The 16,005-nt window shown below is 37.0% G+C and carries 13 protein-coding genes; 3 read left to right on the forward strand and 10 right to left on the reverse strand.

Features of this window, described 5'->3' with window-relative positions; translation table 11 throughout:
• Window positions 1-115: 115 nt before the first annotated feature.
• The 3 genes from VL047_RS01010 to ileS are packed head-to-tail and all read right to left on the reverse strand — an operon-like array spanning window position 116 to window position 4,591.
• Entirely contained in the window at window positions 116-766 is a 651-nt protein-coding gene (locus VL047_RS01010) for a lipoprotein signal peptidase (RefSeq protein WP_325357613.1), read from the reverse strand.
• Between the two features lie 19 nt (window positions 767-785).
• Complete coding sequence (locus VL047_RS01015; protein WP_325357616.1) at window positions 786-1,172, reverse strand: TraR/DksA family transcriptional regulator; 387 nt, start codon at window positions 1,170-1,172, stop codon at window positions 786-788.
• 5 nt (window positions 1,173-1,177) lie between these two features.
• Window positions 1,178-4,591 carry an isoleucine--tRNA ligase gene (ileS, locus tag VL047_RS01020; protein WP_325357618.1) on the reverse strand — a complete coding sequence of 1,138 codons (3,414 nt, stop codon included), beginning with the start codon at window positions 4,589-4,591 and terminating at the stop codon, window positions 1,178-1,180.
• A 140-nt stretch (window positions 4,592-4,731) separates the two neighbouring features.
• Between ileS and VL047_RS01025 the strand changes: the two genes are divergently transcribed.
• The 3 genes from VL047_RS01025 to recO are packed head-to-tail and all read left to right on the forward strand — an operon-like array spanning window position 4,732 to window position 6,062.
• On the forward strand, window positions 4,732-4,980 hold the full coding sequence (locus VL047_RS01025) for a signal peptidase (RefSeq protein ID WP_325357620.1): 249 nt from the start codon (window positions 4,732-4,734) through the stop codon (window positions 4,978-4,980).
• Window positions 4,967-5,335, forward strand: coding sequence for a diacylglycerol kinase family protein (locus VL047_RS01030; RefSeq protein ID WP_325357622.1), 369 nt, complete (start codon window positions 4,967-4,969; stop codon window positions 5,333-5,335). The genes VL047_RS01025 and VL047_RS01030 overlap by 14 nt, the downstream gene beginning before the upstream one ends.
• A 1-nt stretch (window position 5,336) precedes the next feature.
• Window positions 5,337-6,062 (forward strand): DNA repair protein RecO, encoded by a 726-nt coding sequence (gene recO / locus VL047_RS01035; RefSeq protein ID WP_325357624.1) that lies wholly within the window; start codon window positions 5,337-5,339, stop codon window positions 6,060-6,062.
• A gap of 21 nt (window positions 6,063-6,083) precedes the next feature.
• On the opposite strand, the gene VL047_RS01040 is transcribed toward recO, so the two are convergent.
• The 7 genes from VL047_RS01040 to VL047_RS01070 all read right to left on the reverse strand — a co-directional run bounded on the left by VL047_RS01040 (window position 6,084) and on the right by VL047_RS01070 (window position 15,931).
• A complete protein-coding gene (locus VL047_RS01040; RefSeq protein ID WP_325357626.1) occupies window positions 6,084-7,070 on the reverse strand; it encodes a glutathione synthetase in 987 nt (328 codons plus the stop codon).
• A gap of 28 nt (window positions 7,071-7,098) precedes the next feature.
• A complete protein-coding gene (locus VL047_RS01045; RefSeq protein ID WP_325357628.1) occupies window positions 7,099-8,943 on the reverse strand; it encodes a flavohemoglobin expression-modulating QEGLA motif protein in 1,845 nt (614 codons plus the stop codon).
• Window positions 8,940-9,731, reverse strand: a complete 792-nt coding sequence (locus VL047_RS01050; protein WP_325357630.1) for an N-formylglutamate amidohydrolase — start codon at window positions 9,729-9,731, stop codon at window positions 8,940-8,942. Before VL047_RS01050 ends, VL047_RS01045 begins: the two co-directional genes overlap by 4 nt.
• A 76-nt stretch (window positions 9,732-9,807) precedes the next feature.
• Complete coding sequence (locus VL047_RS01055; protein ID WP_325357632.1) at window positions 9,808-11,169, reverse strand: exonuclease domain-containing protein; 1,362 nt, start codon at window positions 11,167-11,169, stop codon at window positions 9,808-9,810.
• A 3-nt stretch (window positions 11,170-11,172) separates the two neighbouring features.
• Window positions 11,173-14,112 carry a DNA polymerase III subunit alpha gene (locus tag VL047_RS01060; RefSeq protein ID WP_325357634.1) on the reverse strand — a complete coding sequence of 980 codons (2,940 nt, stop codon included), beginning with the start codon at window positions 14,110-14,112 and terminating at the stop codon, window positions 11,173-11,175.
• Complete coding sequence (gene dinB / locus VL047_RS01065; RefSeq protein WP_325357636.1) at window positions 14,103-15,281, reverse strand: DNA polymerase IV; 1,179 nt, start codon at window positions 15,279-15,281, stop codon at window positions 14,103-14,105. The genes VL047_RS01060 and dinB overlap by 10 nt, the downstream gene beginning before the upstream one ends.
• A gap of 86 nt (window positions 15,282-15,367) precedes the next feature.
• Complete coding sequence (locus VL047_RS01070; RefSeq protein ID WP_325357638.1) at window positions 15,368-15,931, reverse strand: hypothetical protein; 564 nt, start codon at window positions 15,929-15,931, stop codon at window positions 15,368-15,370.
• Window positions 15,932-16,005 lie beyond the last annotated feature (74 nt).

Here is a 16,005-nt window from a genome sequence, read left to right on the forward strand (position 1 = left end):
CAAATTGTTTTTAATTAGCGATAACAGAGGCTTGCTTTTTCCATAAAAGAAAATTGCATCTAATCTTTTGGAATAGATGCAATACAATAAAATTCAGACTGTTGAAATAGTGGGATTATTCTTCTACTATTTCACTATTTATATGAGAGGTTTCAGGGACCTCTTCTTTGAAATATCGTTTTTGACCTATTAAGATTAAAATTACTCCGATAGAAATAGCTGTATCTGCCAGATTAAAAACAGGACGGAAGAAAGTAAAGTCCTGCCCCCCCCAAATAGGTAACCAGAGAGGAAGATTTCCACTAATAAGTGGGAAATAGAACATATCAACTACTTTTCCATGTAAGAAACTTGAATATCCTCCTTCAGGAGGGAATAAATGCGCTCTTTCATACCAGGTACTTTCGCTAAATATTACACCATAAAAAGCTGAGTCAATAATATTACCCATTGCTCCAGCGAATATGAGAGATACATTTAGAATTAAACCGCGATGAAATTTATTGCGAATCATATAAAACAATCCATAAGCAATTCCCAGGATTGCTATAATTCTGAATAAGGATAGAATAAGCTTACCGGTTTCACCGCCCAACTCCAAACCAAAAGCCATCCCATTATTTTCCGTGAAATGGATTATTGCACGATCTTTAATCAGATGAAACTCCTGACCCAGTGTCATGTTTAGTTTAATCCAGAATTTAAGGATTTGGTCCAAAAATAAGGTGACAAAGATTAATATTAGAGGTTTGGTAAAGCCTTTCATTTTGTGTTCAGGAACGTTCTTAATTACGTTGATTTAACTTTGCTTCCATGCTTAATGTTGCATGTGGAACTGCGCGTAATCGTTCTTTTTGAATAAGCTTCCCGGTAACTCTACAGATTCCATATGTTTTATTTTCGATACGAACCAATGCTGCCTCTAAGCCTTCAATAAACTTCTTCTGACGCGCAGCCAATTGATTGATTTGCTCTTTCTCAAGTGTTGCTGATCCATCTTCTAAAGTCTTAAAAGTTCCTGCAGTATCATCTGTTCCGTTACTATTTGGACTGCTTAATGATTGAGTCAATGACGATAGCTCTTCTCTTGCAACACGAATCTTTTCTGTAATAAGGTCTTTGAATTCTTGCAATTCGGTGTCACTGTAACGTGTCTTTTCTGTATTTGCCATAATATCTATTTCTTTTGAATATTAACTTTTATCTTCCAGTCTGCTATACTAACTTCTTCGCCAATATTAAGGTCATTTTTGTAAGATAACTCTTCTGCCAAAATCTCGTTGCGAATATAACTTAAATTGTTTTCAACTGCTTCACAAATTTCAGTTTGGTAACCAATATTAACAATTATTTTATCAGTCACTTCCAAACCTAAAGTCTTTCTTAAATTCTGAATACGGTTTACAAGTTCTCTTGCAATTCCTTCTTGTTTTAGCTCAGGTGAAATATGAACATCCAGAGCTACTGTCAATTTACCCAGATTAGCAACTTGCCATCCCTCAACATCCTCTGCCACTATTTCAACATCTTCTAAACCAATTGTATAATCCAATGCAGCTAGGTTGAATGTCTGATTTTCTTCAAGCTCTTGAATCTGAAGTGCATCTAATTCTAAAATAGCTGAACCGACGGCTTTCATATTCTTTCCAACTTTTGGGCCAAGAATCTTAAAGTTGGGTTTAATTTTTTTCCGGATAATGCCAGCCGCATCTTTAATATACTCAATGTTTTTGATATTAGTCTCAGAAAGGATTAAATCCTTAACTTTTTCAGTTTTCTCTATAAAAGATGCGTCTAAAACAGGGAGTAATATCCTATTAAGAGGTTGGCGTACATTAATTCCTGTCTTTTTGCGAAGAGAAAGCACAAGTGAAGATATATTCTGGGCTAAGGCCATTCTTTCTTCAAGGTCCTTATCTATTAAAAGTGTATCCCCTTCTGGATAGTTTGAAAGATGTACTGATTCAACTTCATCTTTTCCAGTAACCGTATTCAAATCAAGGAATAGGCGATCGCTAAAGAATGGCGCAATTGGCGACATTAGTTTTGAAATTGTAATCAAACAAGTATAAAGCGTTTGATATGCGGAAATTTTATCAGCGGTATAGTCTCCCTTCCAAAAACGACGACGAGATAGTCGAACATACCAATTACTTAGATTTTCGTCTACGAAACTCTGGATGGCCCGAGCTGCCTTTGTAGGTTCAAATTCAGTGTAATATTGATCTACTTCTAAGCATAAACTATTTAGAAGAGATATAATCCATTGGTCAATTTCTGGTCTCTCTTGGATAGGAATATCCTTTTCCGAGTAGTTGAATTTATCAATGTTAGCATATAGAACAAAGAATGCATAGGTGTTATAAAGCGTCCCAAAAAATTTACGACGAACCTCATCTAAACCATCTTCATTAAACTTTAAATTGTCCCATGGAGATGCGTTGCTAATCATATACCAGCGAGTTGCATCTGCACCATATTTCTCAATAGTTAGAAAAGGATCAGCCGCATTTCCCAAGCGCTTAGACATCTTATTGCCATTCTTATCGAGAACTAAGCCATTAGAAACTACGTTTTTAAAAGCTATCGAGCCATTCAACATGGTTGAAATGGCATGCAAGGTGAAGAACCAACCACGGGTTTGATCAACACCTTCTGCAATGAAATCTGCAGGGTAAGCAGTTTTAAAGCCTTCCTTAAATGGATTTTTATCACCGGCAGCTAGCTTTTCCTGATCCAAACCCCACTGAGCATAAGGCATTGCTCCTGAATCAAACCAAACGTCAATTAAGTCAGGTTCCCGAATAAGTTTTTGTCCATTTTCTGATACTAACACCAGGTTGTCGACATAGGGTCTATGGAGATCAAAGTTTTTCTGATCAATATTTTGAAGATATCCTTGTAAGTAATCTTTTTCATCTGTTGATAATACATCAGAGTTCAGACTTCTCTGGATATGTTCTTTTAGTTCTGCAATAGAACCAATGCAGATTTCTTCGTTTTCATCTTCACTTCTCCAGATCGGCAACGGTGTACCCCAAAAACGGGAGCGCGATAAATTCCAATCTACTAAGTTTTCAAGCCAATTTCCAAAACGTCCGGATCCTGTAGCTTCCGGTTTCCAGTTAATGGTATTATTAAGAGCAACCATCTTTTCCTTAACAGCTGTTGTTTTAATAAACCAACTATCCAAAGGATAATAAAGTATCGGTTTATCAGTACGCCAGCAATGTGGATAGCTGTGCTCATATTTTTTTACATCAAAAGCTTTATTCTCTTCTTTCAGCTGAATAGCAATACGTACATCTGTTGCTCTAAAATCTTCCTGCTTTCGTTCCTCAGCTGAATAATATTCTTCTTTTACAAAGTCACCTGCATAGTCAGTGATTTCTTTTACGAATCTACCTTGGCGATCTACAATTGGAACCTCCTTACCGTTCTCGTCTTTTACTAAAATGCCGGGAACGTTGTTTTCTTTAGAAACACGAAAGTCATCTGCACCAAAAGTAGGCGCAGCGTGCACGATACCTGTTCCATCTTCTGTACTTACAAAATCACCATGAATAACTCGAAAAGCATTTTCTTCAAGTTCTTCAGAACTTACATAAGGCATTAATTGATGATAGCGAAGATTTAATAGATCTTCCCCTTTAAATTCAGCGGCAATTTCCCAGGGAATTAGTTTGTCGCCTGCCTGATAAGTTTTGAAATCAGCCTCAAAAGCTTCTTTCTTAAAGAAGTTTCCGATTAATGATTTAGCCAAAATTACACTTACCGGTACATGAGTGTAGGCATTAAAGGTACGAACCTTTACATAGTCAATGTTCTTTCCAACTATTAAGGCAGAGTTTGCAGGCAGAGTCCACGGAGTCGTAGTCCATGCAATAAAGGCTGTATCTTCCTCCTCGTATTCAAATAAAGTGCTCAATAAGGGATGTACCTGATCCTTGCGAATGCGGAATTCTGCTACAATGGTTGTGTCCTTAAGCATCTGATAGGTGCCTGGCTGATTAAGCTCATGTGAACTAAGGCCTGTACCGGCAGCAGGGGAATAAGGTTGGATAGTGTATCCTTTGTAGAGTAAACCCTTTTTATAGAAATCTTTTAATATCCACCATAAAGTTTCGACATATTCGTTTTCATAGGTAATATAAGGGTTCTTTAAGTCTACCCAATATCCCATTTTCTCAGTCAGATCGTTCCATACGTCCGTATATTTCATTACCTCTTTGCGGCAATAATCATTATACTCTTCAACGGTTATGGTCTTTCCAATATCTTCTTTTGTAATTCCTAGTGTTTTTTCAACAGCTAATTCAATCGGTAAGCCATGCGTATCCCAGCCACCTTTACGTTTAACTTGGAAACCCTTCAGTGTTTTATACCTGCAAAAAATATCTTTTATAGAACGAGCCATAACGTGGTGGATACCAGGCATCCCATTGGCTGAGGGCGGTCCTTCATAGAAAGTATATGGTTTGGAAGAAGGTCTGTTTTGGATACTCTTTTCAAAAATCCCATTCTGCTTCCAGTTAGTCAGAACTTCTTTTCCTATTTCAGATAAGTTTAAGTGTTTATATTCTTTGTACATCAGGTGTTTGCAGCTAAAATTGAGGATGCAAAGTTAAGAATAAATGCTTAAATTAGAAATGGATAAGAAAAGAACAAATGGCATTCGCTTAATAAAGATATTAAAATGCTTGCCTACTTTTGCAAATAAAAAATTAGGATATGATGAGAATGAATAAGTTTTTGAGTAGGGGTCTCATAACAACAGCCTTAGGAATATTAATAGGGATACTTGGTAGTTTTTTACAAAGAGAGGAGTATGGTATATATAAATGGGTACTCACGTTGTCAGTAGTTGTATTCGGTATAGGTTTCCTCACTATTATTTACAGTTTGATTCGTAAAATTGAACGTAAGAGCATTCTTGAAGAACGCAGCGAACATCAAAACGATACAGATGAAACCACCTAAATCATCTCTATACCAGGGTTTTTCTTATGCTATTTCGGGTATTGTTAGCACCATAAAGAGTGAACTGCACTTTAAGATTCATGTCCTAGCGGCTTTATTAGCTGTTTCTGCCGGGATATTTCTTCAAATTGAAACTCACGAATGGTTATGGATTACTTTATCCATTGCCATAGTTATGGTTGCGGAATTGTTAAATACCAGTATTGAATCATTATCTAATATAGTATCGCCAGACTATCATCCTTTAATTAAAAAAACAAAGGATGCCGCTGCAGGTGCTGTGCTCATTGCAGCATTATTTGCCTTGATATGTGGATTGATTATCTTTATTCCCCATTTGACCGAAGTTTTTTAACATGCTACATAAAACCCGAGGAATAGTACTAAGAACGATTAATCATGGTGAAACGAGTGTAATTTGTCAAATATTTACCGAAAGCTTTGGACTGCAATCCTATATTATCAATGGTGTTAAAAAGAACAGAGCGAAAATACATATCAACATTTTACAACCCCTCCATCTATTAGATTTGGTAGTTTATCATAAAAACTCAGGCGGGATTCAGCGTGTTTCTGAAGCGCGGCAATTACCCCTTTTTCAGAGCATCCCTTACGATGATAAAAAGCGATCGCTTGCTATTTTTATCACAGAAGTTCTTCAAAAGTGTTTAAAGCAACAAAGTGCCGATGAACCACTTTTTGAATATATCTATTATGCTGTTTCGTGGTTAGACAGTACTTCAGAAGCGTCTCCTAATTTTCATCTATATTTTTTAATTAGGTTAAGTAAATTTATGGGCTTCTATCCGGTATTGCCGGATAAGGCAGACCCTGTCCATTTTGATTTAAAAGATGGGGTGTTCTGCAACTTTCCACCCTATCATCAATTTTATTTAACACATAAAGAAACTCAACACTGGATAAACCTGATGTTGAGTTCCTTTACTGATATTTACTCCTTACAGATATCTTTGCAAGATAGAAGAATCCTTTTAAATCATATTCTGGATTACTATGCCTTGCATATCGAAAACTTTGGTAATATAAAATCACATTATATTTTAGAAGAAGTGTTTGGCTAATAACTATTATAGTTATACTAACTACAATACTTTCCTCTCCATTGCTTTAATAACAGGTTCAAAGAAGTCTACATCATTTAACCTTCCTGCATTTCCTAAACCACCCGGACTAAATACATTCACTTCCATTAACTTATCACCCACAATGTCTAAGCCTGTTAGAAACATGCCATCTTTTATAAGTTTGGGTGCAACCTCTTCTACAATTTCATAGCATCGTTTTGTAAGCTTGGCAACTTTAGCTACACCACCTTGATGCACATTGCTTCGAATATCATTTTCTGCTTGTGTACGATGTAAGGCAGCAGTTTTACCATTAACGACGATAGGTTGTCCATCCAAAAGAAACAATCGAATATCTCCCTTTTTAGCTTCTGGAAGATATTCTTGTGCCACCACAAATCCATCACGAGAAATAGCGTCTACAATTTGTTTTAAATTCTTAATATCATTCTTAATCATAAATACATTTTTACCACCTGAGCCTTGTAGTGGTTTCAAAATAATATGCTTATTGCGATCTCTATAAAATGCTTTTATATCTTCAATATTCCTGGTAATGATAGTTTCAGGCCTTACAGTTTTTGGAAAATATTGGAAATACATTTTATTTAAGGCATTCGCCAATGTATTAGGGTCGTTAAGAACAACAACACCGTGTCTTTGTGCTAATTGACCAAATACAATACCCGCATTTTGGGCCCAAGGCCGATGGTCGAAATCTACTGACGGGTCGTTTCTAAGCATTAAGATATCCAATTCTTTCGCAGTGACAGGTTCTTTTGGAGTCTTCTTAATTGCTTCAAGGAAGTTCTCGTTGGTACGAAATTGTTTTTCCGGACCTTTACGTGCATGTGCACCCATCTGTTCATCTTTCATATAGGTGAGGTCGCCGACACCAATATAATAAATTTCATGGCCCATCTTGCTAGCTTGCATTGCCAACCCTGTTGTTGTATACGCGGGTATTTCCTTAGGGGTTTGATTTACTACAAATCCTATTTTCATTGTTTTTTCTTTAAATGTTGATGATTGATTAATGTCTGATCAAATTGAAAACATTCCCTCCTGATCGAATGTTTTCGATTTTGGATTCATATTTTTCATCTAAATAACGCGGCTTTATGGGAATCTTTGATAGTATTTGTCTGTGGATTAATTCTTGTACTACAAGGATATAATCTTGTCTTATTTTACCGATTAATAAGGGCTCAATGCTTTTTCCTTTTTTAATGTACGATATAATATTGAGTAATCCTTTTAAATAAACAGCATCTTTAGTTAGGCCACCACCCCGATACACTCGCATTGTGATGGTAAAAGCTGCTTTGTTGCTAAAGTGATATTTATCTACTAATACATAAAAGGTATCTATAAAAGAACTACCAGAAACCATAAGCTGAACCGCAATAACACGTGCTGCAATGGTCCGTAAACGGTTAGGTGTTAATCCATCAGTTATATACTCCGAAAAAACAGCCAATCCTTCCTGCAGTTCCTCATATCCCGGAACACCAATGTAAAATAATTTAAGAGGTTGTGCCTTCCCATTATAATAAGTTACCACATGCGTCCCTATCTCATGTTGTAAAAGAGAAAATGCTCTGCCTTCAGAAACCTGAAAGTTCTTGTTGATATTCAATATTCCTCTGTTTACAAGAATACCGTCAATATCATCCCGAATTCTAACAACAGTTGAGATATTTGGGTCTTGTAATTTCAACCATTCTAATTCTTTTTCTGCCATCCTTGCAAATTCCGGTGCCCTTATCATTTTCTTTTCAGGAGGCTCATCGGGTATATCAATAGCTACCAGCAATGCCTTTGCAGTTTCCAGCAGCTTCTCATCAATCGGCCCGAATAGCTGCATGCTGGTCAATAAGAAATCAGGTTTTTCACGTTCCATCATCATGTCCAGCATTCTATCAACCTCTTTTCGTTTATCCCGAAAAAGGAAAGCCAATGTTGGATCAGAAATATCTTCAATAGGTAAATTATAAAGTCTCCTTTTTATTAGTTCAGGGTCAATAGGCATAGGCCTGTAGTGAAAGATCGGAGGTTTTAAATATTTCGACTTTTTAAATGTCAGCCAGGCATCGTCTACATTAATGGGCGTAATCAATAAAAGGAAATCAAAAAGATTGCTGCAATTACCCAGTTCCTCATCTATATCGAATACGTTCTTCTCCAAACTAGTGGTACCCAACATCTGAAAATTACTAGCATTATAAGAGGTATGCATTCTTACAAACTCAAAAAAGCTTTTGCGTATGGCTTTACTGAATTTTGAACGTAAATCTCTTAAAAAGAGCGGGTAAGCTCTCCCGGTAGCAACATTCATGTAAATGGGTGCAATTTCCAGTCCTATTAATGTAATCCCAGATTTATTGGCATCCCTGTCATTAATTAAAGGTGTATAATAAGGAGGGGCAACTACATTTTTTCCTTTATTTATTTCCGTTCGCATAGAACTTCCAAGAATGTTGATCTTGCCAAGTTCATCTTTTAGTTTTTGTGCTACTTCGAGCCCACTTTTTTGGCTAACATGTACCGTGAACGGAATTGTTTCTTCTTTTTCAGAAAGCCAGACCTCAAACAGTAAAAATCCTTTAAATCGATCGGATAAATGAGTTGCAATATTTTTCACAATCTCGCTGAATTCCGGAGAATCTTCAGCATATAAATAGGAAGATTCTGTTTTTCCTAATTTCGAGGTAAAGCCATCTTTTCCATTCGGTGGAATCCTATAGACAACCATAAAAGGGACAGGTTTCTCCATATTCACCAAGCCGTTGCCCGGAATATTGATATGAACAGCCTCTTTCTTTTTAATCTTATCCAGAATCCGATTAATTATTTTCTTCTCGGGAGTAGTTATCATGACTGCTTGTTTCTAAAGGCATTCAATTGATGTTTCAAAATAGGGATTGCACCTAGTAAAGCTCCTCTTATATCTTGAATATGATTGATAAAAGCTCGACCTGTCCATTCGTCCATAAAAGTTTTTTTAAATTCAACAGAAATAACACAGCCATCTTCACTAAAATTCTGATTAACCCATTGTGAGAAACCACCACCTTTAAATACAATATTTTCTCTTACATCCGGATTCTTCCCATTAATTGAGCATGCAGAAAGATATTGCATAAAATGATGAATAAGAGGTTGCCACTTCGGATGGTTATGTGCGGTGCCGATATTTATTTCCGGATTAGAAATTTCCGGACTAGCTTTATCGGGGCTTTCCCTGCGATGATTATAGGAATGAACATCCAAAATCAGAAAATAGCCAAACTTATGGATGGCAGTCTCGATCAGTTCGTGCATTCTTACATAGAACATCTGATAGTATTCCATTAGGGCACTGCTTAGAATTTCTGGAAAACCATCTTTCCAGACCTGTAAGCCCCAAGCGTCATCGGGAACCATATAAATAGCCTTATCAGGTACCCGATTCAAATCAACCTGAAAGCGCGAGGTATGAACCTTTACTCGGCTTACAGGTAAATCTATCATGTAAGCCGTATATGGATCCTCCTCACGAAAGCGTTCATGTTCTTCGAGGTGTATATGAGGTAAGATTTCGGGTGCTATGAAATGCCCGTCGTGTAATGCAACCGCTATTATGGGCGAATCAATTTCTTCTATTTCGTATGTTGTACTATTCATTCTCAGGCTTTATGCCTATAGAACATTGTTTTAAGATGAATGTTTGGTTATGTTCTTATGAGAAGATAAATTTCTTTTAAAAGGGTACTACTTTCTCCGGAAACCTATCTGCATAATTATAGATTAATTGCATAATATAATTGGTGGCAGGATATTGTTTAATCGACTTTTTGGCTTCTTCAACATTTTTTATGTCTGAGTAGTGTTCAATATATCCGAAGCCATAAGAACATCCGTTCTCCACCCAAATACAACTTTGTTCATCTTCATTTCTGCCTTTATCTAAAATTATAAAAGAATGCATAGTAAGATGCAAATGTTCAATAGCATTTAATACTCTGTCATTATATTCTAGCGGAGGTAATTCCGCAACTTTTATTTCTGGCTCTTGAACTTTGGGTTCGTGTGTAATAGTTGATTTAAATCCACATAAACCTGGATGTAATTCAAAGTCGCGAATCATTTTGAATAGTAGATTAAGCGCTTCAGTTTTTAAATTAAACGTATGTATATTATCTAAACCTTTTTTATGATTACCGACTTCAAGGTGTAGGTAACCATTTTGATCTTCATAAGAATAAAGAGCAAATTTGGGTTCTTGCCGTTTAATAGCTTTATTAAACACAGGCCATAAACGTTTTATCTCTACTGCTTCAAGCAGGAGAGCTATTAATTCAGTACCGCAGATTTCATAATGAATAGAATAGATGCTTCTCAGAAAATGTTGACGTTGCGGTTTTGGATTGTGCCCTGTAAAATGAGAAGAAACTCTTTTACGGATGTTTTTTGCTTTTCCTACATATACAACTTTTCCTGTTTGATCTTTAAAATAATATACTCCCGGACAATGGGGCAGCTGTTCAAAATCTTTGTGAGGCAAATTGGGTGGTAATTGTTGTTCTTTTGACTTTTTGCCCAGCATAATAGTAATATGCCCTTCTGTGTCCCATTCAAGTAAACGAGAGAAAAGAATCGCTGTAGCTTGAGCGTCCCCTTCAGCTCGATGGCGATCTGTTAAAGGTATCTTCAATGCATCGCAGAGTTTTCCCAGACTGTATGATTTCAGTCCCGGTTTTATTTTACGAGTTAAGCGAACTGTGCAAAGCTTTTGTGCATTAAGAGTATAGCCTGCATTTTCAAGATGATGCTTAACGAAAGAGTAGTCAAAGTTTACATTATGAGCTACGAAGACGCGGCCTTCTAAAATCTTATAAACCTGTTCTGCTACTTGTCCAAAGTCAGGACTGTCGCAAACCATATCATCTGTAATTCCGGTCAATGCCTGAATGTAAATTGGTATCGGAACCTGAGGATTAATCAGAGTTTGGTAGCGATCTATAATTGTTTTCCCATTATGAATTAGAATAGCAATTTCCGTTATACCACTTCCCGATGCATAACCGCCTGTTGTTTCTATATCTACAATTGCGTATTCCATTATTTATTCGCTTCGCGGGTCACTTAACAGAGGCATCCGAGCACACTTTAGTACTTCTAGAGATGGACATCCAAAATCAACAGTTACTTTTCCAAGAATCAAATATAAACCATTTCCATTTAAGGGATAGGTCTTTAACGATTGAGGGAAATGTATCGTATCAAAGAAACGACCTTCAACATCCAAGAAGGTGCCAAATTTCATATTACTTACATTCTTGGAGCGAACTTTCTTTTCGGCAATAAAATCACCTACCATGCGCACAGTTTTGCCTTCATAATCGCAAAGGTCTTTCGCCATTACATCTCCTCTAAAGCTGGATTTAGCTAAATCAAACATCGTAGCCGAGATCGGAAATCCAATGAGTTCCATTTCATCGTACATGTCTTCTAGTGGAGAACTTTCTAGTTTAGGCAATGTAGGTGGTTTTGTGTTAAAAGCCCCAAATAATGTTGCCGTACCTACTTTTTGCTGCTTCCCGCTTATTAATAAATGCGCTTGCCACAATAGCTCTTTTTTTCCTGTCCTTGTAAATCGAAAAGCACCGCAACGGATCAGCACTACCAATTGTTCTAACCCTGCTTCTGTTCTTAATATAAAGTTCTCCAAACTCCGATAGTCACCATTCTGTTCCCGCTCATTAATAATTCTGCCTGCTAGTTTTTCTTCTAAGTTCAGCAGACAATCCAATCCTAAATAAATCTTCTTGCCATCAATGCCGGTATTGTATTTACTTTTATTTACGCAGGGCAAACAAATAGTCCCACCACAATTCCGCGCTTCATTTACATATACTTTTCGTTGATAAAAACCACCGTAGTTGTTCAGTACAGCAACCATAAATTCCAATGGAAAATAGGTTTTTAAATATAAACTCTGGTAGCTTTCTACTGCAAAGGAAGCTGAATGCGCTTTATTGAAAGAATAGCCTGCAAAACTTTCCATCTGTCGCCAAACCTCCTGAGAAATATTCTCGGTATAACCCATTTCTTTACAATGATGAAAGAACTTATTTTGAATTTTCTCCAAGAGGTTTTCTTTGTCTTTCTTTCCACTCATTATTCTGCGCAATACATCGGCATCTGCTAAATCCAGGCCTCCAAAATGATGGCCGATTTTCATTACATCTTCCTGATATACCATCACTCCATAAGTTTCCTCAAGCTGTTCCTTAAAAACAGGATGCATATATTTTACCTTCTGCGGATCGTGATGCCTTTCGATGTAGGTTTTCATCATTCCGCTGGAGGCTACACCTGGCCGGATTATAGACGAAGCAGCAACCAGCACCGGGTATTTATCACATTTTAATTTAGTTAGCAACTGACGCATAGCAGGACTTTCGATATAGAAACAGCCGATGGTATTGGCAGATTTTAATTGCCGCGCGATCTTCTCATCTTTAAAGAAACGTTTAGGTTCGCTTGTTTCAATACGGATACCTTGATTTTGGAGAACAATCTCTCTGCAATCCTTGATATGGCCAATACCTCGCTGGGAAAGGATATCAAACTTTTCAAATTTGATATCCTCAGCAACATACATATCAAATTGTACAGTAGGGCGGCCTTTAGGAGGAAAATCCAAGGCAGAATAATAAGTTATAGGTTTTTCTGAAATCAATATACCCGAAGCATGAATGGTTCGTTGGTTTGGAAAATCAGCCATCTGGTCATAAACACTCAAGATCATATTTGTAATCTCATTCTTATTGAGCATATGCTGCGGTTCATGCACCAGCCTGTTAATATCACCTCGGGGCAATCCATATACTTTTCCCAGTTCTCGAATAATGGATCGCGAACGGAAAGTACTCATGGCGCCCATCAATGCTACATTGCCTTTTTCATATTTCTTAAAGATATAATCGTATATTTCATCCCGGTCATTCCAGCTGAAATCTACATCAAAATCAGGGGAGGTTTTCCGTTTGGGGTTCAGAAAGCGTTCAAAATAAAGGTCCAGTTCAATGGGGCAAACATCGGTAATGCCCAAACAATAGGCTACTACAGAATTAGCGCCACTTCCTCTTCCCACATAATGGAAATTACGTTTACGCGCATAACGACAAATATCATCTGTAATCAAAAAATAGGAAGCGAATTTCAAGTTTTTGATAATCTCCAATTCTTTCAAAACCCGAGCCATGGCAATTTTATTACTCTTCCCATAACGTCGAAGAAATCCATCCATCGCATAGGTGTAGAGTAATTGATTATCTTCATAACTCCCCTTAAAGTCCCTTTTATTCCTTTTCTCTTTAAAATCGAAATCGAAGGAGCATTCCTGCAGTAACTTTTCTGTGTTCTGTATTAACTGCGGAAAATCCTTATAAAGCTGTAATAAGGATGTTTTGGGTATAAATACTTCGTTTGCAGCAGCAATTTGTGTAGGTTTTAATTGAGAGATCAGCAGATTATGATCAATTGCCCGTAATTGTCGGTGCAGTAAATGCGACTGCTCATCACCGAAACTAAGTGGCTTTAATATTACATAGCGTTGATATGCAGATTGACTTTCAAGCGCTATTCGGTTTAATTGATCTGGACGAACACCGATGTACTCATAATCACGCAGACTTCGAGGTGGTTTTTTCCCAAACGGATAGACTATAAAAGCATGATTAAATTCAGGAGCTGCCAAAGGTAGGAGCGAGCCCTTTTGATTAGCCACAGTCATTAACTCATTGAGTTCTCTAAAACCTTCCTCATTTTTTGCAATGCCGATAAACAGAAGCTCGTCAGCATTGCGGAACTCCATTCCCACTAATCCGTTTAAGCCATTCTCTCTGCATTCTTTGATAAAATTAAATGCTGCAGAACTATTATTGATATCTGTTAAAACAGCTGTGTCGTAGCCATTTAAGATCAGGCCTTTTACAAGCTGCTCAATATTTAGTGTGCCATAACGCAAGCTATAATAGCTGTGTACATTTAATAACATCTCTTCTCCTTCTTATCTGGATCCTTGTCTTTTAAACTTACGGCCCGCATAATTTTATCCGTACCAAAGTGTATTCTGATATAATCCATGGCTATACCCAAATTCAGCTCTTTGATCCCGTCATCAAATAAATCTACCTGATGACTTCCGGTAATTAAATTACTTAGTTTGATTCCAACAAGCCGTATTAACATCCGGCGGCTATATAATTTGTCGAATAATTCCAATACGCGTTCTGTCAATACCCGCTCTGAATTCGTATAAGTAATTTTCATTTGCTTGGTATGTGTATCAAAATTGCTATAGCGTATTTTTAAAGTAACGCATGCAGTTAATTTCCCCTCTTTGCGAAGACCGAAAGCAAGCTCATCAATCATGGTGATTAGAATCTTTCGCAACAGGGACATATCAATGGTATCTATTTCAAAAGTATGCTCATTGCTCATCGATTTCTGCTCTGAAAAGGGAATTACAGGTGCATTGTCCAAGGCATTGGCTTTTTTCCAAATGCTTATGCCGTTTTGTCCCATTACACGCTGCATCGTCTGCACTTCCATTTCTTGTAAAGTTTTGATTTTAGAAATCCCCATATTCCGAAGCAGGGTATAGGTCTTTGCACCTACCAGAGGTATTTTTTTAATAGAAAGAGGAGCTAAGAAATCTTTTTCGGTTCCATATAAAACTTGCCGTGCACCACAGGGTTTAGCAGTTCCGGTAGCGATTTTACTTACTGTCTTATTAGTGGAAAGTCCGAAAGATATGGGTAAGCCGGTTTCTTTAATGATGCGTTGTCTGAGTTCCTGTGTCCATTTCCAACAGCCAAAAAACTTATCCATTCCTGAAAGATCAAGATAGTGTTCATCAATGCTGGCCTTTTCGACAATAGGTGCATTCTCGGAAATAATTTCAGTTACCATAGCCGAATATTTGCTATATTGATCCATGTCTCCCTTTACCAGAATAGCTTGTGGACAAAGTTGTCTGGCTAAACGCATAGGCATAGCACTATGCACACCGTATTTCCTTGCTTCATAGCTGCAAGATGCTACCACACCGCGATCTGAACTTCCGCCAATTAATATAGGCTTTTCTCTCAGTTCGGCATTTCGGAGTCTTTCAACCGATACAAAGAAGGTATCCAGATCACAGTGTACAATATGTTTTTCCATAAATATTAGCAAATTTACAAATCGTAAAGTTGTTTAGCTAATATTTATAGTAAAATAATAGATAGGCTTATTATATCTTGTCGCTTTTAAAAGTCATATCCGACTTTAAAGGTCAGGTCAAAAACAGGACCTGAAACATTCATATCCACACCAAATATTTCTGAACGGCCAAACCCATAACCAAAGCCGGTCTTAAACTCATAATTGAAATTATTTAAAAAATTCCTTCTGAATCCATAGGTTGGAATAAAGTTTATTTGATCTGGCAGGTTCATATTTTTATGGTTAGAAAATACCCATCCCGGCATATACCGGATTTGCAAACCAAGATAGTTTGCTGCGTTATTTTTGATGTTTTTATCTTTTTTAACTCTTCTATTTATGTTATAATAATACTTTGGAGTTAACGTAAAGGCCGGGTAAAGTGCAAAACCGGATTGGTTATCATAAAGTTCTCCGCCCCAGATTGCAGGAAAAAGAAGGACATCTGTTCGTAAAGAAGCTTTATTGGCAATTCGGATTTCATGGTAAGCATCAAGCTCAAAAAGGCCGATTTGCACACCGGTTACATTCTTTTTAAGAATTGGACTCTGAGCCTGAGCAAAAGATACCATCAATAAAAAGCAGACAGGAAGTATTCTTTTTATCATAAATTAAAATAATGATTTAGGTATTCAGATAATAGTTAAATCACAAACGAAAAAACCCTGTAAAGAGCTACAGG

Source organism: Albibacterium sp., assembly GCF_035514885.1.
GTDB lineage: Bacteria > Bacteroidota > Bacteroidia > Sphingobacteriales > Sphingobacteriaceae > Albibacterium.